8 protein-coding genes are annotated in these 14,453 nt (G+C 50.7%); 5 read left to right on the top strand and 3 right to left on the bottom strand.

The annotated features are described in order from the left end of the window. Position 1 precedes the first annotated feature (1 nt). From ACYVAM_RS02470 to ACYVAM_RS02450, 5 genes are all read left to right on the top strand, one after another. Positions 2-3,493: a PVC-type heme-binding CxxCH protein gene (locus ACYVAM_RS02470; RefSeq protein WP_461063567.1), complete on the top strand. Its 3,492-nt coding sequence runs from the start codon at positions 2-4 to the stop codon at positions 3,491-3,493. A gap of 251 nt (positions 3,494-3,744) precedes the next feature. Beyond that, positions 3,745-4,326 carry an RNA polymerase sigma factor gene (locus ACYVAM_RS02465; protein ID WP_461063565.1) on the top strand — a complete coding sequence of 194 codons (582 nt, stop codon included), beginning with the start codon at positions 3,745-3,747 and terminating at the stop codon, positions 4,324-4,326. A 45-nt stretch (positions 4,327-4,371) separates the two neighbouring features. After that, on the top strand, positions 4,372-5,460 hold the full coding sequence (locus ACYVAM_RS02460; RefSeq protein ID WP_461063563.1) for a FecR family protein: 1,089 nt from the start codon (positions 4,372-4,374) through the stop codon (positions 5,458-5,460). A gap of 216 nt (positions 5,461-5,676) precedes the next feature. Beyond that, positions 5,677-8,988, top strand: a complete 3,312-nt coding sequence (locus ACYVAM_RS02455) for a SusC/RagA family TonB-linked outer membrane protein (protein WP_461063561.1) — start codon at positions 5,677-5,679, stop codon at positions 8,986-8,988. A gap of 19 nt (positions 8,989-9,007) precedes the next feature. Next, positions 9,008-10,738 carry a RagB/SusD family nutrient uptake outer membrane protein gene (locus ACYVAM_RS02450; protein WP_461063559.1) on the top strand — a complete coding sequence of 577 codons (1,731 nt, stop codon included), beginning with the start codon at positions 9,008-9,010 and terminating at the stop codon, positions 10,736-10,738. Positions 10,739-10,881: 143 nt separating this feature from the next. Here the strand turns inward: ACYVAM_RS02450 and ACYVAM_RS02445 are convergent, their stop codons facing one another. The 3 genes from ACYVAM_RS02445 to ACYVAM_RS02435 form a co-directional block, all read right to left on the bottom strand. Further along, positions 10,882-12,012, bottom strand: a complete 1,131-nt coding sequence (locus ACYVAM_RS02445) for an FAD-dependent oxidoreductase (protein ID WP_461063557.1) — start codon at positions 12,010-12,012, stop codon at positions 10,882-10,884. 169 nt (positions 12,013-12,181) lie between these two features. Next, entirely contained in the window at positions 12,182-13,036 is an 855-nt protein-coding gene (locus ACYVAM_RS02440) for a DUF2911 domain-containing protein (protein ID WP_461063555.1), read from the bottom strand. A gap of 145 nt (positions 13,037-13,181) precedes the next feature. Beyond that, positions 13,182-14,429: an MFS transporter gene (locus ACYVAM_RS02435; protein WP_461063553.1), complete on the bottom strand. Its 1,248-nt coding sequence runs from the start codon at positions 14,427-14,429 to the stop codon at positions 13,182-13,184. Between the last annotated feature and the right edge of the window lie 24 nt (positions 14,430-14,453).

Here is a 14,453-nt window from a genome sequence, read left to right as displayed (position 1 = left end):
AATGAACGTTATACAAACGAGCTGGCCAGTGAAGTTCTTCCGCCGACTGATCCTTGTTCCGGCTGCACTGATCCTTATCTCTTCTGCCAACCAGGGTAATCAAAAAGACAATCCCGATCCGGATGTGAAGCGGGAACTGGAGTCGTTTAAAGTTGCCGATGGTTTTGAGGTGACGCTGTTCGCGGCCGAACCGCTGGTGGCCAAGCCTATTCAGATGAACTGGGATGCCGACGGTCGATTGTGGGTTGTGAGCAGCACCGCTTATCCGCATCTGAAAACGGGCGAGCAGGCCAACGACAAGATTTTCGTTCTGGAAGATACGGACGGCGATGGCAAGGCCGATAAATCAACCATTTTTACCGAAGGCCTGATTACCCCTACCGGAATCCTGCCCGGTGATGGGGGCGTTTACGTCGCCAATTCAACTGAAATCCTGCATTTTGCGGATACCGACGGCGATGGGAAAGCAGACAAAAAGCGTCGAATTCTGAATGGATTTGGCACGGCCGATACCCATCACTTGATTCATACCTTCCGTTGGGGGCCGGAAGGACTTCTGTATTTCAACCAGTCCATTTACATCTACAGCCACGTTGAAACACCATCCGGTATCAAACGTCTGGAAGGGGGTGGCGTCTGGCAGTTGAATCCTAAAGATCGCGAGCTGGATATTTACGCCAAAGGGCTGGTCAATCCGTGGGGACTGCAGTTTGATCGCTGGGGGCAAACGTTTCTGACCGATGGCGCTGGCTTTGAAGGAATCAATTATGCATTCCCGGGCGCTACTTTCCTGACGTCGCCGGGTGCCGCCCGAATCTTGCGGGGATTGAATCCTGGACAACCCAAACATAGCGGCCTGGAGGTAATATCCGGTCGTCATTTGCCCGAGTCGTGGCAGGGGAGTGTCATTACCAACGACTTCCGGGCCAACCGCATCAACCGGTTCAGGCTGGAAGAGCAGGGCAGCGGGTATGCCTCCAAACAGGTCGACGATTTGTTGTGGACCGATCATGTCGCTTTCCGTCCGGTCGATATCTCCGTTGGTCCGGATGGCGCCATCTACGTGGCCGATTGGTATAACCCTATTATTCAGCATGGCGAGGTGGATTTTCACGATCCGCGACGGGATCACGAGCATGGCCGTATCTGGCGGATTGTCGCCAAAAACCGGCCTCTGGTCAGGAAGACACAGTTGAGTAAAGCGAGTGTCGGCGAGCTGCTGGATGACCTGAAACTGCCGGAAGACTGGACCCGTGCGCAGGCCAAACAGGTGCTGAAGGCCCGTGGTGCTGCGGAGGTCATTCCTGCCCTGCAGAAATGGGTACAGGGACTGGATAAAACCGACGCTGAGTACGAGCACAATCTGCTGGAAGCGCTCTGGGTCTATCAAACGCTTGAGGTCGTGAGCGAGCCACTTCTTTTACAACTGTTAACCGCTCAAAATCACAAGGCGCGGGCCGCTGCTCTGCGGGCGCTGGAATTATGGTATCCCAAGCTACATCATGTATCGGCTCTGCTTACCAAAGCCGTTGCCGACAAGCACCCCCAGGTGCGTCTTGAAGCGGTTATTGCCCTTCGGAAAGTGCATACAGCTGAAGCCGCCCGTACGGCGTTGACGGTGTTGGACAATCCGATGGACGAGTTCCTGGACTTTGCCTTGTGGCAGACCGTCCGCGAACTGGAACCCCAATGGATGACCCAACTCAAGGCCAGCCCCGACTTCTTTGGGAATGCCCGAAAGACCACCTTCGCGCTCAAGTCGGTGAGTAACCCCGAAGCCGTCGCCCGGCTGGCTCAATTGTATCAACAGGGCCAGATTCCTGACGAGTACCAAAAAGATGTGCTCGGTTCGATTGCCAAATTTGGCAGCGCTACTGATTTGACTAGTCTGTTTGATCAGGCTGTGCAGGGAAATAAAGGGCAGACGAAACCCATGGCTGCTCAACTGAATGTACTGGAAGAAGCCGCCCGACGGGGGGTGATGCCGACCGGGAATCTGACCAGGATCGCCAGCTTCGTTGATAATGAGGACGAGACGATTGCGGTAAGTGCTATCCGATTGATTGGCTTGTGGCATCTGAATGAGCAGAATGGGACTCTGGTCAGCCTGGCTAAAAAGGGCGATAAGAACGTGCGGAAAGCCGCCCTTTCCGCCTTGGCTATGCTGGGTAATGAGCAGGCCCGTGTGGCCGTTGTGGCCATGACCAATGCCAGCAATCCCGCCGAGTTGAGGCTAGCTGCGGCCTCTCAGTTGGTGTCAATGAATGCCTCGGAATCCGCCCGAACGGGCGTTGACCTTTTACGGTCGTTACCCACGCAAACCGATGTAACCGAGCTTGTTCAGGCATTTATCGCCAACAAAACGGGCATCCGGTTGCTCGCCGACGAGTTGGTTGCCCGGAAAATACCTGAGAGCCGGGCAAAACAGATTCGTCAATTTTTACAGCGCAATCTGCCTGCCAATCGACGTAACACGGATGATGTCAAACTGCTTACGCAGGCGCTGGAAGCATCCGGTGGTGTTTTATTGCCCGAAAAAATGCCTCAGGAACTAACGGATCAGGAAATCGCCAGCCTGGCTAAAACCGTCAGAGAAACAGCAGATCCTGTTAAAGGTGAGTTAGTATTTCGACAAAGCAACCTAAGCTGTCTTACCTGCCATGCTATCGGTGGAGCCGGTGGGCGTATCGGCCCGGATCTGAGCAGTCTGGGAACGAGTTCACCGTCGGAAACCATTATCCGGTCCATTCTTTACCCAAATCAATCCATCAAGGAAGGCTTCGAGCTTCAGCGGATCGCCAGGAAAGATGGCGGTGAACTGATGGGGTATCTGGTAAGTAATGCGACGTCTGAAGTTGTGGTGCGCGATGTAAGTGGCCTGGAAGTTTCCATTCCCAAGAGCCAGATCAGTTCAATCGAAAAAGTGCCCGGTTCGCTGATGCCTCCTGGATTGACGGCTGGTTTGGATAAGGAAGCGTTTGTCAATCTGGTCGGGTTTCTGTCGAAAATGGGTGAATCGGGCAAGTTTCGGGTACCCACAGCGCGGTTCGTGCGTCGCTGGAGCACCGTTACGGCGAATAAGGAACTGGCCCGGAAAATCGCGGTCGAAGGGCCCGTCTATATCACAAAGGACAACGCGAAAGCGCCCTGGCAGCCTGCCTATAGCAAAGTGTCCGGCGATCTTCCACTAGATGAACTGCCGGTTGTTGATGTTTTGCCAGGGAAGCGGCTCAGTTTCGTCCGGTTCGATATTGAAGTGGTTAGTAAAGGCAACGTAAAGCTAGCTATGAACTCAACGACGGGCGTCAGTGCTTGGGTCGGACAAAAGCCGGTCAACCTGACGGACGGAGGAGTAACGGACGTTTTCTCGCCGGGTATTCATTCCATCACGGTCGCTATCGACAGGAGTACATATAAGAATAATACACTGAGCATCCAGCTTGTGGATGCGGAAAACTCGCCCGCTCAGACACGACTGGTCATCGGCCGATGAGGAAGTTTCTGGGTTGTTGTTCGCTACCGACCCCAGTTCACGCCACGTAACTTAGGCAAAATGTATAGCGGCTGGCTGCTTTATACTATAAAATTAACGTCAAAAAATCATAGATTTTACGTTAATTTTGTAAAGTATGATTATGCGTTCATGCTGATAGGACAGACAGAGTTTGCTTGTTCCCACTCAGGGAATGTATTGTCAATATAAATTGGAACAAGATCGTAGCCTAAGCGCATTATTTTAACTAAGTGGACGAACTTCAACTTTGGACCGCTTTTCAGGCGGGCGATGAGGAGGCTTACACGCAACTTTATCAACTACACATTCGAGCCATGTACCGCTATGGTATGAGTCTGGTCTCGGCTTCGGAAGCTTTCGTACTGGATTGTGTGCACGATGTATTCACGGAGATCTGGGTAAAGCGAACCCGGCTCACAACACCGACTAGTGTCCGGCACTATTTACTGAAAGCCCTTAAAATTCGAATTATTCATCTCCTCGAACGCAAAGAACATCCGGTTCAGTCATTGACCGAAACGGATTATGATGCCCTCTGGACGGAGCCTGATGAGTTGGAGCTTCTGGAAGAACTGGAAGCGGCCAATTCCCGGAAGGAACGCTTGTTGCGTTTGATCGCTCAGCTTCCGCCCCGCCAGCAGGAAGCCCTTAAACTGCGCTTCGTTGAAAATATGAATTATAACCAGATTGGGGATGTCATGGATGTCAATCAACAGTCAGCTAAAAATCTGGTATTCAGAGCCGTTGAGAAGCTCCGGGGCTGGATTATCCTTCCTTTTTTAACTTTTTTCATTTTTTTTATAAATAAGTGAGTACGTTTTTCTGATCTCGTCATCTATTGTTGAAACCAATAGATTGTGCAGCCCGATTACGACCAATTTTCATCCGCTGATTTTTTAACCGACGACTTTTTTGTCAATCACCAGCTTGCGCCGACTCCCCAGTCGACAGCGTTCTGGAATGGCTGGTGTGAGAAGCATTCGCTGGAGCAATGGCAACAAGCGGTGAGTCTGTTAGACGCCATTCGGCTAGGGCTCGACACCTATGCCCAGACGTCCCTGCCGGAAGAAACGATTCGGCAGCTACTCATCCGGATTCGGCAAACGAATGCCCAGTCACTCAAGACCGTGAGGCCCGTTGCTCGATTTGTCTGGATCAAGTGGGCTGCGGCAGCCTCGGTTGGTTTGGCGGTCGGTATCTGGTGGTTAACCACCTATACCGTGACGCCTTATGAACACCGGCTGGCTACCCTGGAGAAAACGTTCTCGGAAAAAATTAATACGACTGATCAATCCCAGCTTGTTCGGTTACCCGATCAATCGGTTGTGTCGCTGAATCCAAACAGTCGCTTAAGTTATCCGGTAGATTTTGGGCAGAAAAACCGGCTGGTGTATTTGTCGGGAGAAGCCACATTTTCTGTGACGAAAGATGCCCAGAAGCCATTTCTGGTACTGGCGAATGAACTAGTCACCAAGGTGGTAGGAACAACGTTCAAAATCAGGGCCTTTTCTAAAGAAAACAATATCCGGGTTCAGGTGCTCTCCGGGCAGGTATCGGTGTATCGGGATCATGCCAATTCCGCACGTGTACATCAGAAAGGGGTGCTCCTGCTGCCAAACCAGCAGGTTGTGTTTACCAGGGAAACTGACCAGTTCGATAAATCGCTGGTCAACCAGCCATTGGTCATAAAACCGCCTGGCCGCGTAAAGCAATCGGCCGCTTTTGTCTACAATGAAACGCCAATTTCTCAGGTTCTAAAGGAAGTAAAAGAAGCCTATGGTATTGACATTCTCTACAATAAAGAAGCGCTTATTGATTGCCAGCTAACTTCATCGATGGATGGCCTGTCCTTTGATCAAAAGCTGATGATTATTTGCAAAACGGTTGGGGCAACCTACGACGTCATTGATGGCCAGGTCGTTATCAATGGGGGGAGTTGCCAGTAACCCGTTTCGGATCACCTCGTTTAGTTGATGTTTACACGATTGAGACCACTACCGCCTATGGACCAGTAACCACTGATATCCTCTTTAATCCAACGTAAAAAAAGCCAATGGTGGGGCAAGCACCATTGGCCCAACGGTTCCCTTTTACGAACAGCCTGTCATTGGCTGAAGGGAATTGCTTTGCCTGATGTCAAACCGACAAAACCAATCAAACTTATGAAAAAAATTAACCCTTACTTACTAAGGTGTATGAAATGTACGTTTTTCCAACTTCTGCTGGCGCTCACTTTCGTAGGCGTATCGTGGGCCGACGATGCGTCGGGGCAGGAAATGCTGGATCGCCGGGTAAGTCTGACTATCCAGCATGAATCCATTAAAACAGTTTTGCGGAGCATTGAAAAGGCCGCTAACGTCAAGTTTTCTTACAGTCCTCAAATTGTCCGTTCGAAACAACTCGTTTCGATGCGGGTACAGAATAGCACGTTGAAAGATGTGCTGGAAAAACTGTTGGCTCCCTTACAGGTCAGTTTTAGTATTTCCGGTGATCAGATTATCCTGGCCCGCACGGCTGCCTCCTCCGTTACCATTGAGATGGGGGACCCCAACGGTGGCCTGGAAGCGCCAGCCGATCGAACTATTTCCGGCGTTGTGTCGGACGAAAAAGGAGAAGGGCTACCTGGCGTAAGTGTCGTTGTAAAAGGGGCTACGCGGGGTTCCGTAACGGATGCGTCGGGGTCTTTTAAATTGACCATCCCCGATGGCCCGCAGACGCTGGTGTTCAGTTTTGTTGGCTTTACAACTCAGGAAGTCCCGCTCAACAATCAGACAACGCTGAACGTGCAGTTAAAGCCTGATGTGAAATCCATCAATGAAGTTGTTGTCGTTGGTTATGGATCGCTGAGCCGTAAGGAAGTAACCAGCGCCGTTACCCACTTGTCGTCCGGCGATCTGCTTCGGGTTGGTAGTAATAGCCCTTTGATGGCCATTCAGGGGAAGGTGGCTGGTTTATCCGTGACCAACACGGCCGCTGGCGACCCGAACTCAACCCCTAACATTCAGTTGCGTGGGGCTTCCTCGCGGAGTGCCGGACTGGGGCCCCTGTTCGTTATTAACGGTATACCAGGTGGTAATCTGGACAATATCAACCAGAACGAAATCGAATCCATCGACGTCCTGAAGGGAGGAGCTGCTTCTGCCATTTATGGGACGCGCGGTGGCAATGGGGTCATTGTGGTAACGACCAAGAAAGGGTCGTCGGAATCGCGCATCTTTTACGATGGCTACAGTTCGTTCGATTACATCACCAATAAGCTGTCTATCCTTTCCCACGACGAGTTTCTGGCCAACAAACGGGGTGTGGATTTAGGAGGTAATACAGACTGGATGAAGTCCGTTAGCCGCAGTCCTGCTTTTTCGCAAAAGCACACGTTGCAGTTTTCCGGCGGAAATGGAAAGACGAACTATTTCACGTCGCTGGATTACCGGAATGCGAAAGGCATTGACCTGCGTTCTGCTAAGCAGGAATATGGTGGCCGGGTGAACATCAACCATACGTCAGCCAACAACTTATACGCCATTACCTTCAGCGCTGCCCCCCGGTACGCCAAAACGAGTGGCGCTGATTACAGCGGATTTAACTACGCCCTGACGCTCAATCCCACGCAACCATTGTACGACAACACGGGTAAATACGCGTACATCAACAATGGCTTTTTTGCCAATAACCCGGTCGAAGCTGCTAAAAATGTGTTATCAGGACAGGAGATAAAATACCTGGATTTGAACACCTCGTTCAAGCTCAATCTGCTCGAAAACTTATCGACAGTCGTTACGCTGGGCGAAGTGAGTTCATCCTTCCGAAATGAGAATTTCAGCCCCTCGACGCTGACGACGGTGATCAATGGCACGAAGCGGAACACGGCTTCCCAATCCCTGGATGAAAATGATCAGAAGAGTTTCGAATGGACTGGTAACTACGCCCTGGAGACCGGCAAGCACTCGGTCAAACTGCTGGGTGGCTATTCGTATCAGGCGTTTATGTCATCCGGTTTTAGTGCCTCCAACGAAAACCTTCCCTCAGATGTCCTGACGTACAACAACTTAGGGTCTGGTCTGTGGAACCTTGAAAAGGGGATTAATAACGTCGGTTCTTACCGGAATAGCTCTAAACTGGCCGCGTTCTTTGGTCGGGTAAACTACGACTTCGATCAGAAGTACTACTTGTCGGCCAGTCTTCGCCGGGAGGGCTCGTCTAAATTCGGTTACGACAATAAATGGGGCTATTTCCCGGCCGCATCGGTTGGCTGGCGCATTACCCAGGAGAAATTCGGGCAGGGGATTTCCTGGTTGAACGAGTTGAAACTACGGGCCGATTATGGGGTGACCGGTAATCAGGACTTTGGCAATTACTTGTCGCTGGATACCTATGGCGGGTACGGGTATTATCTTTATAACAACACATCGTACCAGGTATGGGGACCAAGCCAGAATACGAACTACAACCTGCGCTGGGAAAAAGCGATCAACGTCAACATCGGTGTTGATTTCGACCTATTCAAAAACAGCCGCCTGACCGGAAGTTTGAATTACTACGTTCGTACGAATAAAGACCTGCTGGGCTCGTATAATGTTCCCAACCCGCCCAACGTGCAGGGGTCGACCTTCGCCAACGTCGGAACGATGCAGAACTCAGGCCTGGAAATCCAGTTGAGTGCAGCCGTAATTAGTCAGAAAGATTTTACCTACAATCTGGCCTTTACCGGAGCGACCAATAGCAACAAATTTGTCAATTTCTCCAACGATGCTTACAAAGGACAGAACTACATCGATGTAGTGGGTATGCCCGCACCGGGTAGCCCCGGTAATATTCAGCGGTTGCAGGAAAACACCCGAATCGGCAGTTTTTATATGTTGAAATCTGCCGGAGTAGATGAAACGGGCGCATTATTGGTGTATAACAAGGCGGGTGATGTGATCGTGGCCAACAAGGCATCCAATGATGATAAACAATTTGTAGGTAATGGCTTACCCCAGTTTACGGCGGGTCTGACCAACAGCTTTAAGTATAAAAAATGGGATTTAACCGTTTTTCTGCGGGGTGCATTTGGCTACAAATTATTCAATACCTACGCCTTTTACTTAGGAACGCCCTCCACGCAGCAGAATGCCAATACACTCACTTCGGCGTATGATGGCGGGAAGTATTCAAAACTAACCAATGCCGCTACGTACTCTACCTTGTCGGACTACTTCCTGGAGTCGGGTAGCTTCGTCAAAATTGACAATGTAATGCTCAGTTATACCCAGCCACTGACGGTTAAATTCCTGCGTTCCGTTCGGGTATATGCCACCACCCGGAACCTGAAGACCTTTACCAAGTTTACGGGGGGCGATCCGGATTTGATTCAGACCAATGGCTTGTATCCGGGTGTGAACCAACGGGTTGATAGTAACGGGAACACGGTTGGTACGCTCAATTATTTCCCCTCAACGACACAACTTCTGCTGGGTCTGCAACTCACGTTTTAATCTTATTACGACATAGACAATGAAAGGCAACCATATTTTTAATAGTCTTCTGGTCAGGGTGTCAGCCTCCTTTATTCTGCTGATGGCGGTGGGCTGTACCAACCTGGATGAAGTCCTGTACGACAAAATTACCTCCGAGAACTTCCTGCAAACCAAGAATGATGTCATTCGGGATTTTCTGCGGCCTTTTGAGCACAGCTACTGGACTATCCAGGGCGGCTCAACCTTCATGCTGCAGGAAAACAGTACCGACGAACTGATGACGCCTAACCGGCAGGGAGACTGGTTCGATGGAGGGCAATACCAGCGCGTTCATAACCACACCTGGACGCCCAATGACGGCTACACCACCGATGCCTGGAATGCCCTGTATGGCGGTGTTACCCTGGCGACAAATACCCTGGAGGATTTGCAGGCCATTACGGACCCTGGCAAATTCGACATGACGCAGGCCGAACTCGACGATATGATCGCTGAAGTGCGAACCCTCAGAGCCTGGCTTAACCTGAGGCTGCTGGATTTTTACCGGAACATTGTTCTGGTGAAAAAAGTAAAAGGTGAATCGGCGGGTGGGCCACAGGTTTCACCGCAGGAAGCGTTTTCGTACATCGAACAGGAGTTGAAAGAGTCGCTGCCGAAACTACCGACCCGCCAAAGCCTGGGCGACAATGCCATTGGCCGCTGGACCCAGGGCGGGGCTGCCGCTTTGCTGGTGCGTCTCTATCTGAATGCTAAAGTGTATACAGGCACCGACCATTTTGCCGACTGCGCAGCTGTGTGCCAGGACATCATTGCCGGTAAATATGGCACCTACGGGCTGGAGAAGCGGTGGGATGCGCCCTTCGATTACACCAACCCAACCTCTCCGGAGGTCGTCTTCGGCTTTCCCGGTAGCTTCGGGCTAACGCACTGGCAGTATGATGGTAATATGTATTTCAATATGATGCCTGTCAATGCGCCCTACTATTTCGGATTCACTGATTTTGGTACGTCCAATCCTAAATATGCCTTACAGCCCGGCCGGGATGTCGATAGCACGGAATACAATTTTGCCCTGGGTAAGCCGTATCTGAAATTCAAAAAATATGCGGACGATTTCCGGTTGAAAACCTACAAGAATCTGGGTAACAGCACACGGGAAGGGATGTTTCTGTCGGGGTATCTGCCTTACGTCAATTCGAATGGCAAAGTCGATACCGTTCGCTCGACGAAGGGGCCATATGCACTCTTCATTCGGGATCAGGTTGGTATGTTTCTCGACGCCAAGCCTGGTACCAAAATCGCCGATAAGGTATCGAATATGAACCATGCCGATCAGAATTCGGGGCTTCTTCCGGTGAAGTACCCGTATTACCCGAGCAGTGATCCAAACAAGATTTCGTCGGCTTACGCTGAAATTCGCCTGGCCGAAATTTATTACTCCTTAGCTGAATGCAAATACCGGGCGGGCGATAAAGCATCTGCGGCTACATTGCTGAATACCGTCCGGGCGCGCAACTACCCGGCGGGTTCACCCAGTCTATACAAACCCGACGGCAGCCAGTTGACCGACCAGGAAATGATCGATGAGTGGGGCCGTGAATTTTTAGTCGAAAGCCGTCGTCGTACGGACCTGATTCGCTGGGGTGTATTCAACTCGGGCACCTGGTGGGATAAACAACCCGATGCCGATAACCACACCGCAATTTTCCCCATTGGGCAGAATGTGCTGAATGTCTCCACGCAGTTGAAGCAAAATCCCGGGTACTAAGCCAGGGAAAAGCAATTGTGTTTACTAAACAAACCCATCTGTGGCCTGAGGATTCAGGGTATGGATGGGTTTGTTTTTTGGCAATGCAACGAAGAAGTAATGGCACTAAAATAGCAACGTCAGGCAGTAGTCTGCTTTAGAACTTACTGGATAAATTGCTGGAAGGAAAAGTCGGGATGTCGCATCTCGATTTCGTTCTCGCTCGATTCCCGTTGTGCTTCTGAGGCATACACAACCATTTTTTGTTCGTAGTCGTCGATAGCTGCCTGGAGGGTTTCCTGTTTTCCGTTGGTGAGGCTGTCGGCTAGCGTTAATGCATCTACCAGTCCGGTATTTACGCCCTGGCCCGCGAAGGGCGGCATCAAATGGGCGGCATCGCCAATGAGCGTTATGGGCAACGGACGATCCTTCTTCCAGGGTTTATCGAGGGGCAATTTTCTGGTCGGTAGGCCAACAAAGAAGGATGTAACCTGGGCTAATTGCCGGTACCGCTCATCCCAATCCGAGAACCGATCGACAAGAAACCGACGAACGCTGGCTGTATCCTGAAAGGCTAATTCATCGCCATGACGCCAGGCGTCGGGCTTTTTAAAAATCAGGCCATAGCTCAAAGACCCACTGTTGTACGGGTTGGCAACGAATAAATTGCCTCCATGAGCGGTCATTAGTCTTTTTCCATCGCAGAATTGATAAAATTCCGGACAGCTTCGTTCGGGTTGAGGGATGTCTCCCTGGATGATAAAGGTTCCGGTTTCGTCAACGTCCGTATCTGTAACATAGCTTCTTACTTTGGACATGCCCCCGTTGGCAACGATAACAAAATCGGCGGTCGCAGCGGGCTTATTGTCGAATTGTAACACCCATCGGTCGGCTTGTTCGACCAGTCCAGTACATTTTCGATCCCAGACAACGGTGTCGGTGGCTAAACTATTGAGCAACAGTTGCCTTAGATCGTTCCTGTTTATTTCTGGATTATCGTATTGATTGTCGGGGGTACTTTCTTTGATAGCCAGTATGTTGGCCTGTTCGTCCGTGATGAGTATCCCCATGGGTATCGCCCTGGCATAATAGCTTTCCAGCAAGCCTGCCTTTTTCAAGGCTTCCTGCCCTGAATGCTTGTGCAGGTCGAGCGTACCGCCCCAGATCCTTGTTTGTGCGTTTTTGTCTCGTTCGTAAACGGTTACCGCTACTCCTTCCTGTTGTAGTAATTTGGCCATGGTCAGCCCAACGGGCCCCGCACCCAGAATGGCTACTTGCTTATTCGTCAGTAACATGATTTTGCATTGCTTGATAACGAGGCAAAACTCCGAAATGTGCCAGCGTCAGTCTTGTACAAATGCGACAAAAAGGCATGAAAAGAGCCCAGCCTCTCCTGAAAAAGCAGGCTTTTTCAGGAGAGGCTGGGCTCGACGGTGTATTTAGTCAAAAAGCTGACGACTGATCTTATTTTTTTGCCGAAGAGATCAGGTCATTGGCCATTTTTACGTAATCCGCATTTTTGGCTTCACTCGCCAGGGCAACCGTTTTCTCGGCGCTGGCAATCGCACTGGCTTTTTCTTTTAATTTCAGCTCGATCCGGGCTTTCAGCAACATGACCCAGAACGCCTTCGGATTTTGTTCGGTGGCTTTGGTCACCCAGCCAAGCGCTTGTTTCAAATCCCGGTTTGTGTCGTAATAATAACTGGCAGCCTCAAAATAAGCCGGTTTATCTGACGCTAATGAAGCCTCGATATTTTTCACGATCGTTTGATCGATATCGGCGGTGATGGCAACGGGAACGCGGGTTTTATCCCACATGATTTCCAGGACGGCCGAATTTGGCTTGATATCCGCTATGTTGATGGTAAACGTTTCGACCCGGTTGGCCAGCGTGGTTGGTTTTACCTGCACCCGTACGACTTCGTTTTCCTTTTTGTAATCGCCCACGTTAGCGCCCAGAGCCAGATCTTTGGAAAGCATAACTTCCCAACTGGTTTTACCCGGAATCGTGAACAACCCGTAAGTGCCCGCTTTCACTTCTTTGCCTTCCAGCTTCACATCCATTGAGAAGGTGATTTTAGAGGTGGCATTGGCACCGGTACGCCATACTTTATCATAGGGGACCAGATCCCCAAAAATGGTTCGGTCTTTAACCGCTGGCCGGGAGTAGTCAAGCGTAATGTCGCCCAGCGCAAAACTTTGTTTCGTGGTCTGGGAAGGGCTGGCTGCCGGCACTTTAAGTTGAGCCTGAGCAACTGATAATGAACAAAGCGTAAGGAGAATGGCTACGGCAACGGGCGTAAAATTTCGACTCTTCATGATAAACAAATGATGAATGTAATGCGTGTGCGTTTATTTTTTGACACCCAAAGGTACAGATTATTGGGCCCGTTACGAGTCGGTGGCTGATAAGGAAACGTAAGTTTTGATTAGTCTATCGAATTTTGACGAATGTAGTTGAAACTTACTCTTCCAGATAGTCCAGATCTTTCTTAAACGTTTCGTCCAGAAATGACAGCGCAATCAGGGCGATTACCAGGGTAAGAAGCCCCACCGCCAAGGCGCTGTAAATAGTACCCAGGGCCGGTTTTAGTTGAATAAAAAGGGCACTTAGCGGAATCGTTGCACCCCGCACGAAGTTGGGAACGGTAGTGGCTACCGTAGCGCGGAGGTTGGTGCCAAAGAGTTCGGCGGCAATCGTCACGAACAGTGTCCAGTAGCCGTTGGCAAAACCAAGGCACACGCAGACGACATAAAAGAGCGTGATGTCATGAACGGGCGCCAGCAGATACACGAGCATAAAGCCAAACGAAAGCAACATAAACAGCCGGATCACTTTCTTGCGGCTCTGCATGGACTGACTCAGAAACCCGCTCACTAAATCGCCTGCTACCTGCCCCGAAAAGCTCAGCATGACGGCTTTCCCGGCTACGACCGGTGCGCTCAGGCCTAGGGCTTTCCCAAACTCCGGCGAGAACGTGATAAGAATGCCGACAACGAACCAGATTGGTAAACCAACCAGAATACTCTGCAGGTATTTCGTCAGGCGGGCTCTATTCGAGAATAACATACCGATACTGCCCCGAGAGACGTTCCGTTTCTGTGAGTTGATAAATAAACCCGATTCCAGCACATTGAAACGCAAAACAAGGAGCATCAGGCCCATGCCGCCCCCAATAAAATACGAGATTCGCCAGTCGAAGAGGTCGGCCATGAAATACGCCAGAATAGCGCCCAGGACGCCCATCGTGGCCACAAGGGTAGTCCCGTAGCCCCGAATTTGCTTCGGCAAAATCTCAGTGACCAGCGTAATACCTGCCCCCAGTTCACCAGCTAAACCCAGCCCGGCGATAAATCGCAGACCTACATACTGATCCAGCGAGGTAACGAATCCATTCGCAATATTGGCTAGCGAATACAGTAGGATTGAACCAAAAAGTACGGACAAGCGCCCCCGCTTATCGCCCAGGACACCCCAGAAAATGCCGCCGATCAGCAACCCGGCCATCTGCGCATTGAGCAACAAAATGCCTTCACTCAGCAACCGGTCGCCATCGACCCCCAGCGCTTTTAAGCTGGGAACCCGTACAACACTGAACAAAAAGAGGTCATACATATCGACCAGATAACCGAGGGCCGCTACCAGTACGGGCAGTTGCAGGAGTTGGCTGATCACTGTACGGTTTGTGGAGGTTGGTGCCGGGGGAATCATTGGATTTTGAGAATTGAAGGAGAT

It is taken from the genome of Spirosoma horti (assembly GCF_054776595.1).
Note: the sequence above shows the minus strand (reverse complement) of the source record. Positions and strands in the feature narration are given on the sequence as shown.